14 protein-coding genes and 2 riboswitches are annotated in these 25,742 nt (G+C 62.9%); of the genes, 13 read left to right on the forward strand and 1 reads right to left on the reverse strand.

Features of this window, described 5'->3' with window-relative positions:
• The 13 genes from SB772_RS05400 to SB772_RS05460 all read left to right on the forward strand — a co-directional run.
• The coding region (locus SB772_RS05400) for a hemagglutinin repeat-containing protein (protein WP_410832263.1) at positions 1-9,194 on the forward strand (9,194 nt) is incomplete at its 5' end.
• Between the two features lie 262 nt (positions 9,195-9,456).
• On the forward strand, positions 9,457-10,389 hold the full coding sequence (locus SB772_RS05405) for a hypothetical protein (protein WP_410832264.1): 933 nt from the start codon (positions 9,457-9,459) through the stop codon (positions 10,387-10,389).
• Entirely contained in the window at positions 10,386-10,664 is a 279-nt protein-coding gene (locus tag SB772_RS05410) for a hypothetical protein (RefSeq protein ID WP_410832265.1), read from the forward strand. Before SB772_RS05405 ends, SB772_RS05410 begins: the two co-directional genes overlap by 4 nt.
• A 354-nt stretch (positions 10,665-11,018) precedes the next feature.
• Complete coding sequence (locus tag SB772_RS05415; RefSeq protein ID WP_410832266.1) at positions 11,019-11,750, forward strand: hypothetical protein; 732 nt, start codon at positions 11,019-11,021, stop codon at positions 11,748-11,750.
• Positions 11,751-11,752: 2 nt separating this feature from the next.
• Complete coding sequence (locus SB772_RS05420; RefSeq protein WP_410832267.1) at positions 11,753-12,091, forward strand: EamA family transporter; 339 nt, start codon at positions 11,753-11,755, stop codon at positions 12,089-12,091.
• Positions 12,088-13,878, forward strand: coding sequence for a ShlB/FhaC/HecB family hemolysin secretion/activation protein (locus SB772_RS05425; protein WP_410832268.1), 1,791 nt, complete (start codon positions 12,088-12,090; stop codon positions 13,876-13,878). Before SB772_RS05420 ends, SB772_RS05425 begins: the two co-directional genes overlap by 4 nt.
• 514 nt (positions 13,879-14,392) lie before the next feature.
• Positions 14,393-14,749 (forward strand): hypothetical protein, encoded by a 357-nt coding sequence (locus SB772_RS05430; RefSeq protein ID WP_410832269.1) that lies wholly within the window; start codon positions 14,393-14,395, stop codon positions 14,747-14,749.
• 152 nt (positions 14,750-14,901) lie between these two features.
• Positions 14,902-15,004: riboswitch (glycine riboswitch) on the forward strand.
• A 22-nt stretch (positions 15,005-15,026) separates the two neighbouring features.
• A riboswitch (glycine riboswitch) is annotated at positions 15,027-15,184 on the forward strand.
• An 80-nt stretch (positions 15,185-15,264) separates the two neighbouring features.
• A complete protein-coding gene (gene gcvT / locus SB772_RS05435) occupies positions 15,265-16,383 on the forward strand; it encodes a glycine cleavage system aminomethyltransferase GcvT (protein ID WP_410832270.1) in 1,119 nt (372 codons plus the stop codon).
• 192 nt (positions 16,384-16,575) lie between these two features.
• The gene (gene gcvH / locus SB772_RS05440) at positions 16,576-16,956 is read left to right on the forward strand and encodes a glycine cleavage system protein GcvH (protein WP_410832271.1); all 381 of its coding nucleotides are present in this window, start codon (positions 16,576-16,578) and stop codon (positions 16,954-16,956) included.
• A gap of 72 nt (positions 16,957-17,028) precedes the next feature.
• Complete coding sequence (gene gcvP, locus SB772_RS05445) at positions 17,029-19,959, forward strand: aminomethyl-transferring glycine dehydrogenase (RefSeq protein WP_410832272.1); 2,931 nt, start codon at positions 17,029-17,031, stop codon at positions 19,957-19,959.
• A 146-nt stretch (positions 19,960-20,105) separates the two neighbouring features.
• The gene (locus SB772_RS05450) at positions 20,106-21,215 is read left to right on the forward strand and encodes an alginate lyase family protein (protein WP_410832627.1); all 1,110 of its coding nucleotides are present in this window, start codon (positions 20,106-20,108) and stop codon (positions 21,213-21,215) included.
• 27 nt (positions 21,216-21,242) lie between these two features.
• The gene (locus SB772_RS05455; RefSeq protein WP_410832273.1) at positions 21,243-22,631 is read left to right on the forward strand and encodes an L-serine ammonia-lyase; all 1,389 of its coding nucleotides are present in this window, start codon (positions 21,243-21,245) and stop codon (positions 22,629-22,631) included.
• A 54-nt stretch (positions 22,632-22,685) separates the two neighbouring features.
• Positions 22,686-24,395, forward strand: a complete 1,710-nt coding sequence (locus SB772_RS05460) for a thiamine pyrophosphate-binding protein (RefSeq protein WP_410832274.1) — start codon at positions 22,686-22,688, stop codon at positions 24,393-24,395.
• Between the two features lie 141 nt (positions 24,396-24,536).
• Here the strand turns inward: SB772_RS05460 and SB772_RS05465 are convergent, their stop codons facing one another.
• Positions 24,537-25,685, reverse strand: a complete 1,149-nt coding sequence (locus SB772_RS05465) for a branched-chain amino acid ABC transporter substrate-binding protein (protein ID WP_410832275.1) — start codon at positions 25,683-25,685, stop codon at positions 24,537-24,539.
• Positions 25,686-25,742 lie beyond the last annotated feature (57 nt).

Genomic DNA, 25,742 nt, shown 5'->3' on the forward strand with positions numbered 1-25,742 from the left:
CTGTCGCGGAGACCGCCAGCACGACCGGCAGGAACAATGGCGAAACCACAGTAACGGGCCATGCACCGGCCGGTGCGAGGCGCCGATCGCCGTTCGCATTCCGCCCCATCGCGCTCGCCGCACTGGGGCTCGTGGGCGCGGCGCCCTTGCTGGCCGGCGCGCAGATCGTACCGGGTGGCGCGCACGCACCTTCCGTCATCCAGACGCAGAACGGTCTGCCGCAGGTGAACATCAACAGACCGTCCGGCGCTGGCGTCTCGATGAACACATACGGCCAGTTCGACGTACAGCGGCCCGGCGCGATCCTGAACAATTCGCCGACGATCGTGCAGACGCAGCAGGCGGGCATGATTAACGGCAACCCGAACTTCGGCCCCGGTCAGTCCGCGCGGGTCATCGTCAACCAGGTCAACAGCAGCGCAGCGAGTCAGATCAACGGCCATCTCGAAGTGGCAGGCCAGCGCGCAGAAGTCGTCATAGCGAACGGTTCGGGCATCAGCGTGAACGGCGGTGGCTTCATCAACACCTCGCGCGCGATCCTGACGACCGGTTCACCGAACTTCGCACCCGATGGTTCGCTCGCGGGTTTCAATGTGACCGGCGGCAACATCACCGTGCAGGGCGCGGGGCTGGACGGTTCGGCTGTCGATCAGGTTGATTTACTGGCCCGTGCCGTGCAGGTTAATGCGGCGATCTATGCAGGAAAGAATTTAAATGTCATCACGGGCGCGAACCAGATCGATCACGACTCGCTGGCGGCCACGCCGATTGCGGGCAATGGTCCGGCACCGGCCGTGTCGATCGACGTAAGCCAGCTGGGCGGCATGTACAGCGGGCGTATTTTTCTGGCTGGCAACGAGTACGGCGTAGGCGTTTCAAGCCGGGGCGTGATCGCCGCGCAGGCGGGCGACCTGACGCTGCAATCGAACGGCCAGCTGGCCCTCACCGGCAAGACCAGCGCGAGCGGCAATCTGATCGCAACCGGCAGCGATATCCAGAACAGCGGCACGACCTACGCGCAGCAGAACGCGACGCTCTCAGCCAGCGGTACGTTCACGAACAGCGGCACGCTGGCCGCCCAGCAGAATACGACGGTCAACGCCGGCAGCGTGAATTCGACCGGCACGCTGGGCGCAGGCGTGAACGGCGAGGATGGTTCGGTGGGCCGCAATGGCGACCTGAGCGTGACGGCATCCGGCCAGCTGAGCGCGACCGGTCAGAACGTCGCGGGCGGCCATGCGTCGCTGTCGGGCAGTGGCGTCAATCTCGCCGGCAGCAGCACGTCGGCGAACGGCGCACTCGCCCTTGCCGCGAACAGCAGTGACCTGAACACATCGGGCGCGACAGTGACGGCGGGCGGCACGCTCAACGCTACCGCAACGGGCACACTGACGAACGACAATGGCGCGCTGTCATCAGGCGGCGCACAGTCAATCACGGCCGGCGCACTGTCGAACCGCAACGGCCAGATCGTGTCGGGCGGCACGCTGACGGAAAACGTCACGGGCGCGGTGTCGAACGCGGGCGGCACGATGCAGGCGGCGGGGGCACTCACGACGAACGCCGGCAGCCTGGACAACACGGGCGGTCATATCGCCTCGCTCAATGCCGACGGCCTGAGCCTCTTCACGACGGGCCTGCTGAACAATGGCAGTGGCGGCACCGGGGCTGGCACGATTGGCGGCAACGGAAACGTGACCGCGCAGGCCGGACAGCTCGTCAATGCAGGCTCGATCACGGCGGCGCAGTCGCTCGTCGCCCGCGCCGTGCAGACGCTGTTCAACAGTGGAACGCTGGCGGCCAACGGCAACACGACTGTCTCGGCGGGCACGACGCTGACCAGTTCCGGCACGATCGCGGCCGGCCAGCAGGCGAGCGCGAGCGCAACGACGATAGACAACAGCGCGGGCGCAATCAGCGCAAGCCAGATCGCGCTGCACGGAACGAACCTGGTCAACCATAACGGCAGCATCACGCAGACAGGCACCGGCGAGATGGCGGTCGATGTGTCGGGCACGCTCGACAACGCGAACGGCACGTTACAGACGAACAGCACCGACCTGACGCTGGCGTCGGCGACCGTCATCAACGACCACGGCACGATCACGGATTCAGGTACCGGCACGCTGTCGGTCACCACGGGTTCGCTGTCGAACAATGGCGGCGCCATCGCGACCAATGGCGGGCTCGCGGTCCACGGAGGCGCGGTGTCGAACCGGGGCGGCACGCTCGCGGGGCAGTCGTTCGCATCGCTCGACGTGGCGTCGCTCGACAACAGCGCGGGCGGCTACCTTGGCGCGCAGAAGGTGTCGATTTCCGACGCGGGCGCGCTCGACAACACGGACGGGACGATCCAGTCGAACGACACCCTTGGCGTCTCCGCGCAAACGATTGCGAATGACGGCGGCGCCATCGCCAATGGCGGCACCGGCGCGACGAGCGTGAGCGCCACTGGTGCGCTGACCAATACGCGCAACGGCCTGATCGGTGGCAATGGTGCCGTGACGGCATCCGCAGGCAGCATCGGTAACTCGGATGGCACGCTGGTCGCGGGCCGCGCCCTCTCGGTACAGTCGGGCAGCACACTGGCCAACGCGGCCGGGCTGATCCAGGGCAATGACGACGTGTCGGTGGGCGCGCAGGGCGCGATCACGAACACCGGCGGCCAGATCGAGGCGGATGGGACGGTGGACAACCCTGCCGCGACGCTCACCGTCTCGGGCGCGTCGCTCGACAACACGAACGGCCGCATTGCGAATACCGGTACGGGTGCAACGGCGATCAGCGCCGCGTCGATCACGAACGCCAATACGAACGGCGTGGCGGGCGCCGGCACGATCGGCGGCAACGGCGATGTGCCGGTGGCCGGGCAGGCGCTGTCGAACACGGCGGGCGCACAGGTTGTCGCCGGCCACGACCTGACGCTGGCGATCACACAGGCGGTCGATAACAGCGGTGGCACGCTCTCCAGCGTCAACAACCTGACGCTCGACCAGGCGGGCGCTGCGGTCGTGAACCGGAACGGCTCGATCCATGCGAACGGCGCGATCGGCCTGAACGTGGCGGCGCTCGATAACACGTCCGGCAGGATCGGCAACGACACCGGTTCGGGCGGCAGCATCTCCGTCACCACCGGCACGCTCGCGAACCGGAACGGCGCGATCGGCAGCGACCAGAACCTGGGCCTCACCACGAACCAGTTGACCGGCGACGGCACGATCATCGCCGGCAACGACGGCACGGTGACGGTCAATGGCGACTACACGCTCGCTGGCGCGAACCGCATCCAGGCCAATCACAACCTGACCTTCACCACGGCGGGCAACTTCACGAACCAGGGAAACCTGGGTGCGGTGAACGCGCTGACGGTCAATTCAGCGAACGTCGATAACCAGGCGGGCGCGGACCTGAATTCGGCGAATACGACGGTCAACGCCGCCGGTGCGATCACCAACGAGGGCCGCATCGAGGGCAATTCGGTCACGACGAACAGCGCGACGCTGATCAATACCGCCACCATCATCGGCAACACCGTCACGCTCAGCGGCAGCCAGTCCATCCTCAACACGGGTGCGGCCGCCGTGATGGCCGCCGCGTCTGAACTGAATCTGTATTCGCCCGGCGACATCTCGAACACGGGTGGCGCGAATATTTTCAGCCTCGGCAATATCAACATCGCGGCGGACGCCACACGCGACGCCAACGGGCTGCTCGCGCACCGCAGCAATTCAGTCACCAACGATCAGTCCACCATCGAGGCGCAGGGCAACATCGAAATCGCCGCGCAGACGCTGACGAACACCCGCCCGGCGCCCACCGTCGAGACGGTGACGACGGACGTTGAAACACTTCACCAGACCAAGCGCGACAAGTACATGGCGTGCGCGACCGGCAACGCTGACAGCCATTCATCCTGCACGCAGGCAGTATGGGACTACGGTTACAAAACGCCCATCGACGCGACCTATTCCGTCTCGCAGATCGTCACCGAAACGGTCGGGTCAAATGCGACCGACCGGTTGCTGGTGGTGAACGTCAACGGTCAGCCGCAGACCATCTGGTACAACTCGATCACGACCAATGGCGACGGCACGATCACCGTCAACTACTGGGACGGCTACGACCCGAACGTCAACTACGATCCGGCAACCGAGTACGCCACGCGCAGCGACGGCCACAACGGCTATCAGCGCGTCGAGATCGCACGTGACACGACCACCACCACGCAGCAGGACCAGGTCGTCGGCCCGCAGGCACAGCAGGCGCAACTGCTCGCGGGCGGCAACCTGACGCTCGCCAACGTCGGCACGCTCAACAACAGCTACAGCGCGATCGCGGCGGGCGGTTCGATCCAGATCGGCAGCAGTGCCCAGGACGGCACGATCGGCAACGGTAGCGGCAGCTACGGCGGCACGCTCGTGAACAACACCGGCCAGACGCTTTACCGGTACCAGAAACAGGACATCGTCTCGACTTACGCGTGGAACGAGAACATTTCGCGCGACGTGGGCACGGTGGTCGAGCCCTCGATCGTGCTCGCGCCGGTGGCGATCGGCGGCCTGGGCGGCACGATCGTCGCGGGTAACATGATCCAGATCAGCGGCACGGATATCAACAACACGAACGTCGCGGCGGCGAACTCGGCGACCGGCGCCACTGGCGGCACGCTCGGGGCGAATGGCGCGGCAGGCGGCGTCGCCGGCGGCGGCACGCAGACGGTAAACCTCGCGACCGGCCAGACGCAGACCATCAACGCGCCGCAGTCGGTCGCGGGGCCGACCGGCTCACTCAACATTACGCTGCCGTCAAGCGGCCTGTACACGTTCAACACCACGCCCGGCGCATCGTATCTCGTCGTGACAGACCCACGCCTGACGAGCTATACGAGCTTCATCTCCAGCGACTACATGCTTGGGGCATTGGGCCTCGATCCGTCGAAGACCATCAAGCGGCTGGGCGACGGTCTGTACGAAGAACAACTGGTGCGCAACCAGATCACGCAGCTGACGGGCCGCGTGTATCTGCAAGGCTATACGAACAATCTTGACGAATACCAGGCGCTGATGAACGCCGGCGTCAATGCAGCGCAGCAGTTCAATCTTGAGCCGGGCCTGGCGCTGACCGCCGCGCAGATGGATGCGCTTACGAGCGATATCGTGTGGCTGGTGAGCCAGACCGTGACGCTGCCCGATGGCAGCACGCAGACGGTGCCCGCACCCGTCGTCTATCTGGCGCAGACGCATGCGAATGACCTGCAACCGAACGGCGCGCTGATCACAGCGGATGACGTGGAGATGCACGCCACCGGCAGCGTGGTCAATTCCGGCACGATCAGGGGCGGCACGCAGACCGTGATCGCCGCAACCGACATCCTGAATCGCGGCGGATCGATCAGCAGCAGTTCAGCAAACGGCACCACGGTCGTGTCGGCGACGAACGATGTGGTCAACGCCTCGGGCCAGATCAGCGGCAACCGGGTCGCGGTGCTGGCGGGCAACAACATCGTCAACACGACGCTGGTCGATGCGGTCGGAGTGAGTTCGACCGCAGGTAACAGCAAAGTGAGCCAGACCCTGCTCGGCGCGCAGGGCGCGATCATCTCGACGGGCGACATGATCGTGGCCGCAGGCAACGATCTGCTGGTGCACGGCGCGAACATCAGCGCGGGCGGCGGCGCGCAGGTCACGGCCGGACACGACATCATGGTCGATGCGGTGCAGTCCACCACGACCCAGTCGGTCAACAAGAACGACCAGCATCACTGGGAAGCGGCGACGACGCTCAACGAAACCAGCGCGATCACGTCGGGCGGCAGTCTCGCGTTGCAGAGCGGCAACGACATGACGTTCAAGGGTGCGACGGTCACGGCAGGCGGCGACCTCGCGGCGGTGGCCGGCGGCAACCTGACGGCGACGACGGTCACGGACACGGCGAAGTACAACAACGTCGCCATCGACAGCAGTTCGCGCAAGGAAGTCGATCGCACCTATGACGAGCAGGCGGTCGGCACGAGCTTCACGGCGGGCGGCAATGCGGCGCTGGCCGCGATCAGCACGGATGCCAGCAAGGGTAACGTGACGCTGACCGGCTCGTCGCTCACCGCGGGCGTCACGAACGGTATCGACAACGGCACCGGCACGGCGGCGATTGTTTCCACCGGTAACATCAGCATCAATGAAGCACGCGAGGAACACGACAGCTATACCGCCACCGAATCGAAACGCGGCAGCGTGGTGAGCGGTTCGACCACCGACACGATGCAGAGCACGCAGGCCAACATCGGCGTCGGCAGCACCGTATCGGGCGACACGGTCAATATCAGTTCGGGCAGGAATCTGACGGTTCAGGGTTCAACGGTCGTGGGCACCAATGACGTGAGCCTCGCGGCGGTGGGCAACATGACCATCACGACCTCGCAGGACACCGAGAACACATCGAGCTATTACCAGAAACACGATTCCGGCTTCGGCACGAGCGGCGGCATCGGCATTTCGGTGGGCAGCAAGACGCAGACCGACACGTCGAACACGTCGCTGGTGACGAACAACGGCAGCACGATCGGGTCGCTCAACGGCAGCGTGAACATCGCGGCGGGCAATGACCTGCACGTAACGGGCAGCGACCTGATCGCCGCGAAGAACATCACCGGCACCGGCGCGAACGTGACGATTGATGCGGCGACCGACACCATGCAGCATGACGAGACGCACGTGGTGGAGCAGAGCGGCTTCACGCTTGCGGTCAAGGCGCCGGTGCTCGATGCGTTGCAGAACACCGTGCAGCAGTCGAAGTCCGCGGGCCAGAGTCAGGACAGCCGTGCGGCCGCGCTGCACGGGATCGCCGCAGCAAGCGGGGCGATCGATGCGGCGGGGGCCGCAGCCGGCCTGGCAAACAGTCTGGCGTCGGGCGGCACGCCCCAGGCGAAGGTCGAACTTAGCTATGGATCGAGCAGTTCGACGAGCACGTTCTCGGAAACCAGCACGACGCAGAAGGGTTCGGGCGTGAACGCGGGCGGCACGGCGGCGTTCGTCGCGACCGGTAACGGCACGCCGGGCAGCGGCAACGTCACCATCGCGGGATCGAACGTCAGTGCGAACGATGTGGTGCTGGCGGCAACGAACCAGGTGAACCTGCTCAATACGACCGACACCGATTCGACGCGCAGCACGAACCAGTCGAGCAGCGCGAGCGTGGGCATCTCATACGGCACCGGTGGCTGGGGCGTCGACGCGGCCGCGTCGAAGGCAAGCGGCAACGGCAACAGCGACGCTGCCATGCAGAACAGCACGCACGTCACGGCGGCGAACAGCGTCACGATCGTCTCGGGCGGCGATACCAACATCATCGGCTCGAACGTCAGCGGCAAACAGGTGTCGGCGGACGTCGGTGGCAACTTGAACATTGCCAGCGTGCAGGACACGCTCACCAGCAGCGCGCATCAGGAAAGCTCGGGCGGTGGTTTCAGCGTGAGCATGGGGGGCGGTAGCGCCAGCTTCAGCCAGAGCAGCGGTAACGCGAACGGCAGCTATGCGGGCGTGAATGAACAGGCCGGCATCCAGGCGGGCACGGGCGGTTTCGACATCACCGTGAAGGGCAACACGGATCTCAAGGGGGCGGTGATCGCGAGCGATGCCGATGCGTCGAAGAACACGCTTACGACCGGCACGCTAACCTTCAGTGATATCCGGAACTCGTCGGACTACAACGCGCATTCGGGCGGCTTCAGCGCGGGCGTGACGACCGGCGACGGCGGCGCGAACTACAGCACGCACGGCCCGACGTCGGGCAAGAACGCGGGTGGCGCCGCGCCGATGTTGAGCCAGAACGATAGCGGCAGCAGCAGTGCGACGACGCAAAGCGGGATCAGCACCGGCACCATAAATGTCACCGATACGGCGAACCAGCAACAGGATATCGCGAGCCTGAACCGCGACACGTCGAACACGAACGGGACAGTGGCGAAAACGCCGGACCTGAACAACCTGCTGAACAACCAGGCGGACATGATGAGTGCCGCGAGTGCGGCCGGCGAAGCCGTGTCGAGACGCGTTGGCGACTATGCCGATTCGAAGGAGAAAGAGGCGCTGGCTTCGGGCGATACGGCGGGCGCAGCTGTATGGGCTGAGGGTGGTGTAAACCGTGCACTGATGCAGGCGGCGGGCGCGGGCTTGGTGGCTGGGCTCGGCGGCGGCAATGTAATCGGCGCGGCGGCTGGCGCGGGCGTCGCCTCGATCGCAGCGGGCAAGCTGGGCGAGTTGAGCAGCGCGATTTCCGGCACGAATCCGACTGGCAATTCCGATATCGACCAGGCGCTTGGTAACATCGTCGCGAATGCGATTGCGACGGGTGCTGGAGCTGCGGTCGGCGGAAACGCTGGTGCATTCTCGGGGTACAACGTTGATCGGTTCAACAGACAACTACATCCTGACGAGAAGAGCACGATAGCGAAACAGGCGAACGGCGACCAGGCCGAACAGGACAAACTGACGAAGGCCGCGTGCCTTGCGGTGAAGTGCTGGGCGGAGTATCCGGTGGGTAGCGATGCATACAACGCAAACTACGTGAGCCAGCTTGAGGCGTCTCAGCTCGGGCCAGAGATTGCGTGGGTGAACCGTCAGCAGGAAGCGGGACTGTTCAACTACACACCGGGACAGAAGATCGCGGACATGGTGAAGAGTGATCCGCTGGGCGTTGGAAACGACGCAGCCAAGATGGTGCTGGGCGGTGTGACGGCGAAGACCGGGGCAGGTATTTGCGCGACGACTGGCGCAGGGTGCGTGTTGGGTGGTGGAGGGATGGTGGTCTTTGGTCTAAGCGATATGGCCGAAGGTGCGGATGGGCTGTACAACCGTTATAACGGGATTAATTCTGCTGGAGTGAATCCTTTGCGATATGGATTCAATGAGGCACTGCCCGCCGGTTGGGGAAATGTGGCATATGATGGATTGAACCTTGCGGCTGCGATTGCGGCATTGAGAGCGCCCGTTCCGCTCAAGATGGGTGTTGCCGATGGACTGAACCGACCGGGTTCGATGTTCGACGTAACGGTGCCACGTATAAACAACACCTCCCTGATTCCGTTCGTCAACCAGACTGCGCCCTATGGGACGACGCAAGGCCTTTTGCTATTTGGGATTGGCTCAAAGGGAGCAACTGTCATCAATGACGTCCGTCATATGAAAGGTCGGAAATGAACTGGCGACGGCTCTACGCAACGGTTCAGATATGGTTCATGGTTTGCCTGATGTCCGTGTTCAGTGCGGGATGTTATACGGTCATCGTAATCGGCATCTGCCGGAGGCTGATGGGGCTAAGTGATGGCATCTCTGTATTTGCCATAGGCCTTCCATTCTTTATTGTTCTTCTGGTTATACATATTCGATTTTTGCCGAAGCCCCTCCGTAAGGCTGGAATGCTGAGCGACGAGCCGGAAAGATTCGGCCCTTGGTTCAAGCCATGAACGTCGACCGTTTTAACCGGCAATTGCATCCGACCGAACAGCAGTGGATCAAGGACACCGCCGCGCCATACGCGAAACAGAAGGGAATTTCTGTCGATCAGGCCGTGAATGAACTGACGGCGCAGGCAAACCGCCAGGTGCAGAACGGTTCGCCCGGCACATGGGATCAGAGCGCGAGCGCATTCCTTGATCAGGCGCACGGCATGCTGCCTGCCGACGGCAACAGCGGTCCCGGCTACATGTTCTATGCGACGCCTGACCAGAAGGCGAATCCGAATATGTATGCCAAGTACTACCCGAATGGCGTTGGGCCGAACAACCCGTCTGCGGCAAATATCAACAATAGCGTGCAAAGCGAGCAGGCAAATCGCAACCTCATGGGCGGTGGCGTAATAGCAGCTGCGACCGGCGGTGTATTGGTCGCTGGTGGCCCCGTCGCGGCTGCGATCGGAAGTCTGGGATATGCCGCTATCGGGGCCGCAACGAGTAGTGGTATGGATGCGGCGGGTCAGTATGTTCAATCAGCAACCGTTCGACCGGGAGAAGCAGTTTTTGCAGCAGCAACTGGTGCGGCTGCAGGGCCAATTGGCGCTAACGTCGGTTTTATAAATAACGTTCTGCTTGGTGCTGCTGGCGGTAGCATAAATACGGCTTTCAATAACGTCTTCTATGGAGAGTCAAACAGCCTGTCGTATTCAGCCGGTTTAGGCGCTCTTGCTGCGTCAGGAGGGTACTTCGTAGGGGCTGTTACGACAGCGGGACTGGCTCAAGTGCTCAGGCCTTTTGCATATGGAAACCTGAATCCTGCAATTCCCGCGTTGTTGCAACCTCGTAGTCCCAATGTAATTCCGGGACTGTCCGGCGCAATGACAGGTTCCTTGGCCGCTGGCACGTCATCGTTTGTTCCGGGTAAGGAAGCACCGAAGTGAAACCCTCAAAAATTGACCGACTAATTCTCGACGACAGCTGGAAGGGAGCTTGCACGCGAGTACTGGGAATCGCGCTTGTGTACCTTGGTCTCAAATACCTACCAGACGCCGTTGCATGGTCTTCGATTCATTGGCATGTAAGTGCCATGTCGCCGAAGCAAATAGAGAAGCATGGCGCGATCCTGTTCATTTTCAAAATCGTGTTTGGCTTCGCGCTCGCAATTGAAGCCATCAAGGCTGTTCGTGTTCTTGCCAGAAGACGATCCAACCGCTGAGACTTGAAACGTAACACTTCAAAGCTGCGGCAAGCTTGCCGCAGCTCGCTTCTCTCACACGAAAAACCGAATCAACGTTTTCGAATAACAACGAAAATTTTCAAGAGGCTGGCAGTCCTCTTGTGGCGACCCAATTGCGACGGCGAAATCTGTTCGCCCTGCATCCTTTAGGCGATTGAAAAATCTGGTGCAAGAAACTAAAAATTTGCCACTGGTCGTAGACCTGGACGGTACGCTGACATTAACGGACACGCTGATCGAATCCGTGATCCGGGCCGTCAAGCACAATCCCCTGAACATCATTCGCCTGCCCCTATGGCTGCTGGGAGGGCGCGCAGCGTTCAAGGAACGCCATTGCCGGCATTGGGGCTTCTGGCCGGGTTCAGCTTCGTCTATCCGCTTACGTTCCAGCAGGGAGCGTACTACTACGACTTCATCGAAATGCTGGGTGTGTTCAGCGCATGCTACTTCCTGCTGAAACGGTGGATGATCCCATGCACGGTGGTTATCGCCCTCTTCTCGTTCAACAAGGAAACGTTCTTCCTCGCGCCCCTCGGATTGTTCTTCCTGCACCAGCAGGACGTCCCGATGCGCCGGCGGATGGGCTGGCTGGTGTTCCAGCTGGGTTGCTGCTTCGTGAGCCGGCATTTCATCATGAACGGCTACGAGGCGAACGGTGGCGGTTTCGTCGAGTTACATGCGAAGGAAAACCTGCTGTTCTGGCTCAACCCGCAGTCCTACCTCCGTTTCTATAACCTCATAGCCAAGGGCATCCTGACGCCGAGTCTGCAGAATCCGCTGATGCTTGTGCCACTGGCCGTGTTTTTCCGCGCTGCGTGGCAATCGTCGCCGACCCTGTACCGGCGGTATTTCGTGGCTGCCTTTCTGCCAGTGCTGCCGTTGTTCGTGCTGTTCGGCTATCAGGACGAGGCACGCAACTTCTCGATCGCGTTTCCAGCGATCGTGCTGATCGCGTTGCACGGTGCCACGCGCTTCGAAGAGATTTTTTGCGGTGGGACGCGTGAGGTGCTGATTCACGCCAGCGGCCACGTTTCCATTGTTGCAACTGCAGACGCGGAGGTGTGACCATGGTCTGGCTAATGCTTGCCGCTAGCGGCACATTCGGTGGTCTCTCGGGTATCCTGCTGCGCCTCGCAGCGCTTGAAAGCATAGGTCCGACGGCGGCCTCCTGGTTGCCGCTCGCCCTGCGGGGTGCCGCTGTCGCTTCCTACGGTCTTGGCTTCGTGCTGTACGCGCTCGCGTTGCGCAAGATCAATCTTGGTACCGCTTATCCGCTGATGGTGGCCATGTCGATTCTTGCCGTCCTGGCGTTTACTGCCATACACGAACATGCGCTGAAGCCGATGCAGATCGTCGGCGCGCTCGTGATCCTGTCCGGCATCTGGCTCGTCACGCGGCAGGCATGAAGAAGCGCATCTTTCCCTTTGCTGGTACGGGCAGCGCTGCGCTTGTTCCCGCGACGATCACCGTGTCGGCGCTCCTATTCGCCGTGCCTCACGCTGTGGCACAAACACCATCGCCAGCGGACATCTCCAATGCGGCCCGCGCGAACGCCGAACAGAACCAGCAGGTCCAGCAGCAGCGCGAAGCGCAGGAACGCGAGAAGACCATTAGCGCGCCTTCGGTGCGCTCGACCGTGCCGAAGGCCGGCGAGTATCCCGAACTGCCCGTCGAACAGCCATGCTTCCCCATCCAGTCGTTCGCGCTGGAAACGCCGGAAACCCTGCCCAGGATCGTGCGTGCGAAAGGCACCTCGGCATTGCCCCAGGACCCGTTTGCGTTCGCCCGCGACTGGCTCGCCTACTACACCGGCCAGTGCATCGGCAAACAGGGGCTCGACGTGATCGTCAAGGGCTTGCAGCAGGCGATCCTCAGTCGTGGCTTCATCACGACGCGCGTGCTGCTGCCCGAACAGGACCTGTCATCCGGCACGCTGAAGCTCGCGCTCGTGCCCGGCGTGATCCGGCAACTGGCCTTCGCCGATCCCGATACGCGCGGCACGTGGAAAACGGCCTTTCCTGCCCGTGGCGGCGACCTGCTCGACCTGCGCGACCTCGAACAGGGACTTGAGCAGATGAAGCGCGTCGCGAGCCAGGACGTGGACATGAAGATCGAACCGACCGACACACCCGGCGAGAGCGATGTCGTGATTACCGTGAAGCGCGCGAAACCCTGGAGTTTCGTCGCATCGGTCGATAACTCCGGCACGGAGGCAACCGGCAAATGGCAGGGTAATGTCAGCCTCGGCATCGACAACCCGCTCGGCCTGAACGACGTGTTCACGGTCGGCGCGAATCAGGACCTGTCGTTCGGTAACAAGTCACTGGGTTCGCACGGGTTCAACGGCTCCTATTCCGTTCCATGGGGCTACTGGACCGCGACCCTTTTCGGCAACACGAACACCTACTACCAGCAGATCGCGGGCGTGAACCAGACGTTCGTGTCGAGCGGCAATTCACAGACCGTTGACCTGCGGCTGAACCGCGTACTGCACCGCAGCCAGAACGACGTGTTCGGCATGCAGTTCCGGCTGACGAAGCGTTTCGGCGACAGCTTTATCGAGGATGTCAATATCCCGCAGCAGCGGCGCAACAATACCTTCATCGAAGCCGGGCTGACTGACCGGCATTACTTCGACAATGCGCAGCTGGACGGCGCGCTCGCGTACCGTCAGGGCATCGGTGGACTCGGGGCAACCCCGGACTATTACCCGGATGGCCCGACTTACCGGTTTCACATGGCCGTGCTCGACGCGAACCTGTCGGTGCCGTTCCAGATCGCGAGCCAGCCACTGCGGTACGTCACCACGGTGCACGGGCAGTTCACCGACGACACGCTCAACTACATTGACGACCTGACGATCAGCAGCCGCTATACGGTACGCGGTTTCGACGGCGAGACGATGCTTGCGGCCGAGCGCGGCTTCTACTGGCGCAACGAGTTGCAATGGCCGGTCTTTCAGACGGGGCAGACGCTATACGCGGGGATCGACTACGGGCGCGTGTTCGGGCCGAACACGGCATTTCTGGCGGGCACGCAACTGGCGGGTGCGGTGATCGGCATACGCGGCGGTATGCCGTCGCGCTTCATGGGACTTTCCTATGACCTGTTCGCCGGAACGCCGATCTACAAACCGGCTGGATTCCCGACCTCACGGGTGACGGTCGGGTTTCAGATGACGGTGCAGTTCTAATCAGGAAGGCGCGAGCAGATCGCGCCTTTTCCGTTTACGGCGACACGGGCGCGAAGACGTCAGTGCTGCGCGGCAGTTGCCTGAACCCGGGCTTTGCCGCGCTCCGTGAGCGACGGTTGGTGTACCTAGGACGTGCGCCGAGATGCACTGGGATGTTGCGGAAAAGCCGCGAAAATTGTCCCGGGATTGTCCTGAAGCAAATAAAAATCTTCTTCCGGGGAATGCCGGAATCGGCCGGAATCGCGGAAACCCTTGCTAGATAATGGTTTGACGGGAGGGAGGGAAATTTGTGGATTCCCCCTGTGCGGGGGCAGCGCCAATACCCCCCCCAAAAAAAGAAACTGCCACCGCCGCAGGCGCACAGACAATAAGCGTCGCGAAAGGCAATAAAAACCAAAACTGACAACCCGAAAGGAACATCCCGTTACAAAAAACGCATGCAGGACGTCAGCCCCCGGCAAAGCAAAACCGTTGCTAATCCATTCCTGGCAACAAAACAAAACCCGGAGAATCCATGCATCGTTCTATCCGCGCACTAACCGCATGCGCATTGCTCACCTCGCTGGCCGCCTGCGTGGTGACCCCTCAACCCGCGCCGGCGCCGGCGCCGCGCCCCAATCCGCAGCAAATCGCGGATCAGCGTCTCCATCAGGTCGACGGCCGCATCGATAATCTCAGCCGCCGCATCGACGCCCGCGTGAACGAGGGCTACTACCCGCCCCCGCAAGGCGGCGCCCTGCACCATCGGCTCGACGTGATCCATCAGGAAGCGCACGACATGGCCGCGCAACACGGCGGCGGCATCTCCGGCGACGAACAGCGCGTGCTGAACCAGGAACTGGACAACGCAGCCCGCGCCATCGGCGAATAATCACGCGCCCGCTCAGCCGCTAAAACAACAGCGGCAACAGCGCGGGCTCCCCACGTCCCGCGCTTTTTTTGACGCGCGCCATCCCGCCGCACCAATCGACAAGCCTCTCGCGGACCTTTATTTGACAAGCCCCCGGCCCTCGCGTAAATTCGCCGCACGCGTCGGGAGAGCGCGCAGGCCGCATTTTTTCAGCAGGCCGCGCCGCCGAAGGGGCACACCCGCAAACTCTCAGGCAAAAGGACCGACCGCGTCGAAAAACCCGCCTCACGGCTCAGGTTTTTCGCACTCTGGAGAGCGGCAGTAGCCGTCTGCGTCGTGCATATGACTCAGACTTAGGCAAGCTGCCCACCGAAGGGGCGCGCGTTTCACCGTAGCGATTCGCATCGCATCGCCCGGTAGCGCAATCTCTCAGGTATCGAGGACAGAGGGGTCATGCAACGCATCGCTCGCAGGCATCAGGCCGCGAGGCGTAGCGCCGCATGGCCTTTTTTGTTTCGCGAGACGCCCGAGGCCCCATGACTGAACTGAAACACACCCCGCTCAACGCCACCCATCGTGCGCTCAACGCCCGCATGGTCGATTTCGGCGGCTGGGATATGCCTGTCAACTACGGCTCGCAGATCGACGAACACCGCGCCGTGCGCACCGACGCCGGCATGTTCGACGTCTCGCACATGTGCGTCGTCGATTTCACCGGGGAGCGCGTACGCGCCTTCTTCGAATACGCACTGGCGAACAATGTCGCCAAGCTGCAAACGCCGGGCCGCGCGCTCTACTCCTGTCTGCTGAACCCGAACGGCGGCGTGATCGACGATCTGATCGTTTACTACTTCGGCGAAGATCACTTCCGCGTGGTCGTCAACGCCGGCACCGCCGACAAAGACATCGCCTGGTTCGGCCAACTCAACGCCGAAGGCGGCTTCGGCCTGACCATCACGCCGCGCCGCGATTACGCGATCGTCGCCGTGCAAGGCCCGAACGCCCGCGAAAAAGTCTGGCAAACCGTGCCGGCCGCGCGCGCCGCCACCGAATCGCTCAAACCTTTCAACGCCGCGCGCGTCGCCGACACGCCGTTCGGCGACTTGACCGTCGCCCGCACCGGCTACACCGGCGAAGACGGCTTCGAAATCATCGTCCCGGCGGATCACGTCGAAGCACTGTGGAACGCGCTGCAAACGCAAGGCGTGCGCCCTGCGGGTCTCGGCGCGCGCGACACGCTGCGCCTCGAAGCCGGCATGAATCTGTACGGCCAGGATATGGACGACAACGTCTCGCCGCTCGACGCCGGCCTAGCGTGGACCGTCGATCTGACCTCGCCGCGCGACTTCGTCGGCAAATCGAAACTCGAAGCGAACGGCTCGCAAGCCGCGTTCGTCGGGCTGATCCTGCTGAAGGACAACGGCAAGGCGGCAGGCGTGCTGCGCGCGCATCAGAAAGTCGTCACGCCGCACGGCGACGGCGAAATCACCAGCGGCACTTTTTCCCCGACGATGCAGGAATCGATCGCCTTCGCGCGCGTGCCGAAAGGCGTGCAGCCGGGCGACACCGTTCACGTTCAGATTCGTGACAAAGCCCTTCCCGCAAGCGTGGTAAAACTGCCGTTCGTGCGCAACGGCAAAGTGCTTGCGGTTTAAGCGGCCGGTGCGTTCGTTTCCCATAGGAAAACGCCGGGTCGCCCCAAGTTTTCCGCCCCGCAGGAAATCCCCCCGAAGGAAGTCTCCTTGGGGGATTGGGGGATGGCCCTCTCGGGGGCTTGGCGCAAAGCACCAGGTTTGGGAATCCCCTTTATGAAGTCAATACCGAATCACACCGCATAGGAGCATCCGATGAGCATCCCGGCCGATCTGAAATACACCGAATCGCACGAATGGGTCCGCACCGAGGCGGACGGCACGCTGACGGTCGGCATTACCGACCATGCGCAGGAAGCGCTCGGCGATATCGTCTTCTTCGAAGTCCAGGAATTGGGCAAGACCGTCAACGCAGGCGACACCGTCGCCGTGATCGAATCGGTGAAAGCCGCTTCCGATATCTACGCGCCGGTCTCGGGCGAAATCATCGAAGCGAACACGGCCGTTGCCGACACGCCTGATTCGGTCAACAGCGCGCCGTACGACAGCTGGCTCTTCAAGATCAAGCCGGCCGCCGACGCAACGCAAGATGGTTTGATCGACGCCGACGCGTACGCGAAGTCAATCGGCGCCTGATCCACCTACTCGTTTAAACCGTCAGGTGCGGCGTCCGCCAGGCATGGCGTGCCGCACCGCCAGGAACACCCCATGAAGCTCGAACACCCGGATCGTCTGATGAACCGCACTCCTCTCTCGCTCGCCGCGCTCGAAGTGCATGACGCCTTCGCCGAACGGCACATCGGCCCGGATTCGGCCGACCAGCATGCGATGCTCGAAGCCTTGGGCTTCGCCTCGCGCGCCGCGCTGATCGACGCCGTCATTCCGAAGACGATCCGCCGCAGCGAAACGCTGCCGCTCGGCCCCTTCGCCCAGCCGAAGAGCGAAGCCGAAGCGCTCGCCGCGCTGCGTGAACTGGCGGACAAGAACCAGGTGTTCCGCTCGTACATCGGGCAGGGCTATTACAACGCGCACACCCCGACGGTGATCCTGCGCAATGTGCTGGAAAATCCGGCGTGGTACACCGCGTACACACCGTATCAGCCGGAAATCTCGCAAGGCCGTCTGGAAGCGCTGTTGAACTTCCAGCAGATGATCGTCGACCTGACGGGTCTGGCGATCTCGAACGCATCGCTGCTCGACGAAGCCACCGCCGCCGCCGAAGCGATGACGCTGCTGCAACGCATCGGCAAACCGAAGTCGAACGTGTTCTACGTCGCTGACGACGTGCTGCCGCAAACCATCGAAGTGGTGAAAACGCGCGCGACGCCGGTCGACATCGAAGTGAAAGTGGGCCCGGCAGCGGATGCGGCGAACGCCAACGCGTTCGGCGTGCTGCTGCAATATCCGGGCGTGAACGGCGACGTACGCGACTACCGCGCACTCACTGAAGCGATTCACGCCGCAGGCGGCCATGTGGTTGTCGCCGCCGATCTGCTCGCGCTGACCGTGCTCACGCCGCCGGGCGAATGGGGCGCGGACGTGGCCGTCGGCAATACGCAGCGTTTCGGCGTGCCGGTCGGTTTCGGCGGCCCGCACGCGGCTTACCTCGCCGTGCGCGACGAGTTCAAGCGACAGATGCCGGGACGTCTGGTCGGCGTGACCGTCGATGCGCAAGGCAATCCGGCGCTGCGTCTCGCGCTGCAAACACGCGAACAGCATATCCGCCGCGAAAAGGCGACCTCGAACGTCTGCACCGCGCAAGCGTTGCTCGCGATCATGGCGAGCATGTACGCGGTCTATCACGGCCCGCACGGTCTGAAGACGATCGCGTTGCGCGTGAACCGTATCGCGGCCCTGCTCGCAGCCGGCGCGAAGAAACTCGGCTACACGCTCGTCAACGACACGTTCTTCGACACGCTCACGTTCGAAACCGGCCCGCGCACCCAGGCACTGCACGATGCGGCCACGGCAAAGCGCATTAATCTGCGCCGCGTGAGCGACACGCGCGTCGGCATCTCGATCGACGAAACCACCAAGCGCAGCGATCTGGCCGATCTGCTCGCAGCATTTGCGCAAGCGGCATTTGTCGACGAAGTCCCGCAAATCGACGCCCTCGACGCAGAACTCCCCGCCGAGAACACGGTGCCTGCCGCGCTCGAACGCACCAGCGCGTACCTCACGCACCACGTGTTCAACCGCCACCATTCGGAAACGGAAATGCTGCGCTATCTGCGCAGCCTGTCGGACAAGGACCTCGCGCTCGACCGCTCGATGATCCCGCTCGGCTCCTGCACGATGAAGCTGAACGCGACCTCGGAGATGCTGCCGGTCACGTGGCCCGAATTCGGTCAGATTCACCCGTTCGCGCCGGCTGAGCAAACGGTCGGCTACCGCGAAATGATCGATCAGCTCGAACAGATGCTGGTCGCGGCCACCGGCTACGCAGCCGTGTCGCTGCAGCCGAATGCCGGCTCGCAAGGTGAATACGCGGGTCTGTTGATCATTCACGCGTACCACGCGTCGCGCGGCGAAGGCCACCGCAACGTCTGCCTGATTCCCGCCTCGGCGCACGGCACGAACCCGGCCTCGGCGCACATGGCCGGCATGCAGGTGGTCGTGGTCGCGTGCGACGCGCAAGGCAACGTCGATATCGAAGACCTGAAGAACAAGGCCGCGCAACACGCCGACAAGCTCGCGGCGATCATGATCACGTATCCGTCGACGCACGGTGTGTTCGAGGCGAACGTCCGCGAAATCTGCGAGATCGTGCATGCGCACGGCGGCCAGGTCTATGTGGACGGCGCGAACATGAACGCGATGGTCGGCCTGTGCGCGCCGGGCCAGTTCGGCGGCGACGTCTCGCACCTGAACCTGCACAAGACGTTCTGCATCCCGCACGGCGGCGGCGGCCCGGGCGTCGGTCCGGTCGCGGTCGGCGCGCATCTCGCGCAGTTCCTGCCGAACCAGATCTCGTCGGGCTACGAGCGCGCGCCGAACGGCATCGGTGCAGTGTCGGGCACACCGTACGGCTCCGCTTCGATCCTGCCGATCTCGTGGATGTACATCGCGATGATGGGCGCAAAGAACCTCACCGCCGCCACCGAAACCGCGATCCTCAACGCGAACTACGTCGCGAAGAAACTCGCGCCACATTATCCGGTGCTGTATTCGGGCCCCGGCGGCCTGGTCGCGCACGAGTGCATTCTCGATCTGCGTCCACTCAAGGAGACGAGCGGCATCACCGTCGACGACGTCGCCAAGCGTCTCGCCGACTACGGCTTCCACGCGCCGACCATGAGCTTCCCGGTGCCGGGCACGCTGATGGTCGAGCCGACCGAATCGGAATCGAAGGAAGAACTCGACCGTTTCGTCGAAGCGATGATCGCGATCCGCGAGGAAATCCGCGCAGTCGAAGAGGGCCGCTCGGACCGCGAAGACAATCCGCTCAAGCATGCGCCGCATACGGCAGCGGTCGTCATTGCGAACGAATGGAAGCATGCCTATGCGCGCGAAACCGCCGCATATCCGCTGCCGACGCTGATCGCGAACAAGTACTGGCCGCCGGTCGGCCGTGCGGACAACGTGTATGGCGACCGCAATCTGTTCTGTTCCTGCGTGCCGGTCGCCGACTACGCGTAATCGTCGACATTGCCTGCATGACCGCGCACCGCCCGCACGTTGTAAGCGGGTGGTGCGCGGTTCTGTCGTTTGTGCCCGCAAACGGCTAACATCACACACCGAATCAGCCTAACGAGGAGTTTCGCATGGCGCGAAAGGTGCGATTGATGCAAAGCCGGACCGCAATAAGGCGAGCCCAGACGTGGCAGCAGACCTGCGCGCTATTGTTGGCTGGCGCGGCCGTGTTGCTGCCGCTGCGGCAAGCGCGGGCCGCGATGAATTTTTGTGCGGCGCCCGCGCTGCAAACCAGCGAGCGGACCAACGCCGATCCCGGCGTCAAGGCACTGGTGAACAATGTGCAGGCGCATCTGAACGACCCGCCGCGAGCGCTCGCCAAACTGCATACCGAAGGCACGCTGCCGCACGAGGGCATCTACGATCAGAGCGTCGAGGCGGAGAAGGATCTGGATCTGCTGCGCAACGCCGCGCTCGCATGGCGTGCGACCAGCGACGACCGTTATCTGAAGCTGGTCGACCGTTTGCTGTTTGCGTGGGTCACGACTTACCAGCCGAGCTTCAATCCGATCGACGAAACCCATTTCGAAGGCCTGATCCTCGCCTACGACATGACCGCGAGCGCGCTGCCGGTGAAAACCCGCAACGCATCGATGGCGTTTCTGACGAAACTCGCGAACGGCTACATCGCGCAGATCGACGCGCAGCCGCGCCCGCTCAAGGACACCTATCGCAACAACTGGCAGAGTCACCGGATCAAGCTGATCGCAATGGCCGCGTTCACGCTCGATAACCGCAAGATGATCAACGCGGCCCAGCGTCTGTTCGACGAGCATATCGGCGACAACATCGCGCCGGACGGTTCGACGTTCGACTTCGGCGAACGCGATGCGCTGCATTACGTCACCTACGACCTGCAACCGCTCGTGACCGCCGCGCTCGCCGCGCGCCGCCACAACCGCAACTGGTTGCCGGAAAAGGGCACGAACGGTGCGTCGCTCGCGGGCGCGCTCAACTGGCTCACACCGTATGCGGACGGCAGCAAGACGCATGAAGAATTCGTGCATTCGAACGTCCCGTTCGATGCCAAACGTCGCGAAGCCGGTTTGCCCGGCTATTCGGGCCAGTGGGATCCGAAGAATGCGACGGAACTGTTTCACCTGGCGGCGCGTCTCGACGGACGCTATACGCCGATCGCGCTGCAGCTCGCACCGGTGCCGCCCGCGTGGCTCGCCGTGTGCTTACCGCTGCCGGCGCGCTAAACTCACTTTTATCAGCAGGGAGCAGCAATGGCAGTCAGCGTCTTCGACCTCTTCAAAATCGGCATTGGCCCGTCCAGTTCGCATACGGTCGGGCCGATGCGCGCGGCACTGATGTTCGTTCAGGGGCTCGAACGCGACGGGCTGCTCGGCGCGACGGCATCGGTGAAAGTGGACCTGTACGGTTCGCTCGGCGCGACGGGCAAGGGCCACGGCACGGATCGCGGCGTGATGCTCGGGCTGATGGGCGATGCGCCCGACACCGTCGACCCCGACACGATCGTTCAGCGGCTCGAAGCGGTGCGTGCGTCGCGCAAGCTCGCGCTGCTCGGCACGCACGACGTGCCGTTCGTGCAGAAAGATCACATTTCGTTTTATCGCCAGGCGCTGCCCGAACATCCGAACGGTCTGAAGCTGCGTGCGTTCGACGCGCAAGGCGAGACGCTGCGCGAGTCGACCTATCTGTCGGTTGGCGGCGGCTTTGTGGTGACGGCAGGCGCGCCGAACACGAAGGTGCTGAGCGCCGTCGATCAACTACCGCATTCGTTCCGCAGCGGCAGCGAGTTGCTCGCACTATGTCAATCGACCGGCAAGAGCATCGCGCAACTGATGTGGGAAAACGAACGCGTCTGGCACACGGAAGAAGAGACGCGCGCGGGCTTGCTGAAGATCTGGGACGTGATGCAGTCATGCGTGTCGCGCGGTTGCGGCATCAACAATCCGGATGCCGACGGCAATCTGCCCGGCCCGTTCCAGGTGAAGCGCCGCGCGCCGCAGTTGTATCGCGCGTTGTCGGGCAATCCTGAACTGGCGCTGCGCGATCCGCTGTCGATGGTCGACTGGATCAACCTGTACGCGATCGCCGTCAACGAAGAAAACGCCGCGGGCGGGCGTGTAGTGACCGCGCCGACCAATGGTGCGGCCGGCATCATTCCAGCGGTGCTGCATTACTACACGCGTTTCATGCCGGGCTCGAACGAGCAAGGCGTGATCGACTTCCTGTTGACGGCGGCGGCGATCGGCATTCTGTACAAGCTGAATGCGTCGATTTCGGGCGCGGAAGTCGGTTGCCAGGGCGAAGTGGGCGTCGCCTGCTCGATGGCGGCGGGCGCGCTCGCAGCAGTGATGGGCGGCACGCCGGCGCAGGTCGAGAATGCGGCCGAAATCGGCATGGAGCACAACCTTGGGCTGACGTGCGATCCGGTCGGCGGGATGGTGCAGATTCCGTGCATCGAGCGTAATGCGATGGGCTCGGTAAAAGCCGTCAATGCCGCGCGAATGGCGCTACGCGGTGACGGCACGCATTACGTGTCGCTGGACTCCGTGATCAAGACGATGATGCAGACCGGCGCGGATATGAAGACCAAGTACAAGGAAACCTCGCGCGGCGGGTTGGCGGTGAATATTGTGGAGTGTTGATGTCGACCCGACTGCACCGATCGCACCCATCGTCACACTGGAGGCTTCATCGCAATGCCGCTCGCTTCTGATTCTCCCACCACTCAAACCACTGGCGCGCGTCTGCTGGTCGATGCGTTGCTCACCCACGGTGTCGAACGTGTGTTCTGTGTACCCGGCGAGAGCTTTCTCGCCGTTCTGGATTCGCTGCATGACGAAACCGGGCGTATTCAGACCATCGTCTGCCGGCACGAAGCAGCGGCGGCAAACATGGCCGAAGCAGTCGGCAAATTGACCGGCCGCCCAGGCGTGGCGATCGTCACGCGCGGACCGGGCGCGACGCATGCGTCGATCGGCGTGCACACCGCGTTTCAGGATTCGACGCCGATGATCCTGCTGATCGGTCAATGCGCACGTGAGCATCTCGACCGCGAGGCCTTCCAGGAAATCGACTACCGGCGCATGTTCGGTCAGATGGCGAAGTGGGTCGCGCAAATCGACGATCCCAAGCGCATTCCCGAATACCTGAGCCATGCGTTTCACACGGCGACGTCGGGGCGTCCGGGGCCGGTCGTGCTGTCGTTGCCGGAAGACGTGTTGAGCGACGCATGCGACGCTGTCGCCGGAGCGCCGGCCTATAAGCGAGTGGCGGCATCGCCGTCCTCGGCGCAGATCGAACAGTTTCGGCGGCTACTTGAAGCTGCACAACGGCCGATGGTGATTGCCGGTGGCAGCGGCTGGACGCCCGCAGCGTGCGTGGACCTGCAGCGCTTCGTCGAGAACTGGCAACTGCCGATCGGCCTCGCGTTCCGCTTCCAGGACACGCTCGACAACGAACATCCGAACTATGCGGGAGACGTCGGCCTCGGCATCAATCCGGCGCTTGCACAACGCATCCGCGATGCGGATCTGTTGCTCGCGATCGGCCCTCGCCTGGGCGAAGCAACGACGAACGGCTACACGCTCCTCGACATTCCGAAAACCAAACAAACGCTTGTGCACGTGCATCAAGGCGCGGAGGAACTGGGACGTGTGTATGCCGCCGATCTGCCGATCGTCTCCGGCATGCCGGAACTAGCAGCACTGCTTGCCGGGTTAAAGCCGTCTTCCGACAAGCCCGCGTGGGCCGGCACGGCGGAAGAAGCCCATCGTGCGTATCTCGAGTGGCGCAAACCGCGTCAGATCCCAGGCGACGTGCAGATGGGCGAAGTAATCCAGCAATTACGCGCGCATCTGCCGGAGGACGCGATTCTGACAAACGGCGCGGGCAATTACGCGACGTGGCTGCATCGGCATTTCTCGTATCGGCATTTCCGCTCGCAACTCGCGCCGACCAGCGGCGCGATGGGCTACGGCGTGCCGGCGGCGATCGCGGCGAAGTCGCTGTATCCGCAACGCGCTGTGGTCGCCTTAGCCGGCGACGGCTGTTTCATGATGTCCGCGCAAGAACTCGCGACCGCGATCCAGTACGACCTGCATGTGATCTTTATCGTGGTGAACAACAGCCACTTCGGCACGATCCGGATGCATCAGGAACGGCACTATCCGAATCGGGTGCACGGCACCCGTCTCACGAATCCGGATTTTGCGGCGTTCGCGCGCTCGTTCGGCGCCCATGGTGAGACGGTGGAGCGGACTGAGGATTTTCTGCCGGCGTTGCAGCGTTCGATGGCGGCGAAGCGTGCCGCGGTGATCGAGATTCGTATGCCGCAGGAAGCGAGCACGCCGGGCGCTACGTTGGAGCAAATTCGCGAGCAGGGAAGGAAGCTGCGAGGGGAGTCGTGAAGGCGGCGATAGTGCGATTTGCACAGAACAGCTAAGCGTCAAAGAAGAAGCCCTGCGGCTAATCACTCCGCAGGGCTTTTTTGTGCGTCGAGCGCCACGCCAAAACCGCGCTCGACACTCGCACGCTCAAGCAAAAACAGCTTACTTTCCACCCACGCTTTGCAGCGTCGTCCACTTGCCGTCGACAACCTTGTACAGCGTGATGCCGCCGTTTTTCAGGTCGCCCTTGCCGTCGTACGCGAGGTTCGCCGACGTCACGGCCGGCATCGAGGTCTTCGCGAGCAGCGGCAGGTATTTGGCCGGATCGGTCGAGTTAGCCTTCTTCATTGCGTCGAACATGGCCATCGCGCCGTCGTAGGCGTACGGCGAGTACGTTTGCACGTCTTCGTTGAAACGCTTCTTGTACTTCGCGACGTAGTCCTTGCCGCCCGGCATTTCTTCCAGCGGCAGGCCGGCGAGCGATGCCACCGTGCCGTTCGCTGCGTCACCCGCGATCTGAATGAACGTCGGCGTGTGGACCATTTCGCCGCCCATCAGCGGCGCCTTGATGCCCAGTGCCTTCATCTGCTTGACCATCGGTGCCGCTTGCGAATCCGCGCCGCCGTAATAGATCAGGTCCGGATTGACCGACTTCAGCTTGGTCAGGATCGACTTGAAGTCGACAGCCTTGTCGTTCGTGTATTCACGATCGACGATGGTCGCGCCCGACGCCTTCGCTGCCTTTTCGAACTGATCGGCCAGACCCTGGCCATAAGCCGTGCGGTCGTCGACGATCGCGATCTTCTTCACGCCCAGGCTCTTCACCGCGAACGTGCCGGCGACCGAACCTTGCTGCGTGTCGGACGTCATCATGCGGAACGTGGTCTTGAAGCCTTGCTGCGTGTATTCCGGCGCCGTCGCCATCGCGATTTCGGGGATGCCCGCGTTCGCGTAGATGCGCGAAGCCGGAATCGTGGTGCCCGAGTTGAAGTGGCCGAGCATGCCCTTGATGCCGTCATCCACCAGCTTTTGTGCAACGGTCGTGCCGGTGCGCGGGTCAGCCTGGTCGTCGGCCGAATCCAGCACGAAGCGGACCTGCTTGCCGCCGATCACCGGCTTGGTCGCGTTCATGTCCTCGACAGCCAGCGTGATGCCGTTCTGGAAGTCTTTGCCGTAGTGCGCCTGCGCGCCCGTCATCGGACCGGCGAAACCGATCTTCACGTCTTCCGTCGATTGAGCGTTGGCCGTCCCCGCCAGCGACATCGCTGCAACCAGCGCTGCGCCTGCCAGCTGTTTCATCTTGTATTGCATAGCTTCTCCTTGGTACCAGGTGTGGATGGAGCGGTTTCGGGATCGCCGTACCGCTTC

The sequence above is a fragment of the Paraburkholderia sp. SIMBA_030 genome, assembly GCF_046535245.1.
Classification (GTDB): Bacteria; Pseudomonadota; Gammaproteobacteria; order Burkholderiales; family Burkholderiaceae; genus Paraburkholderia.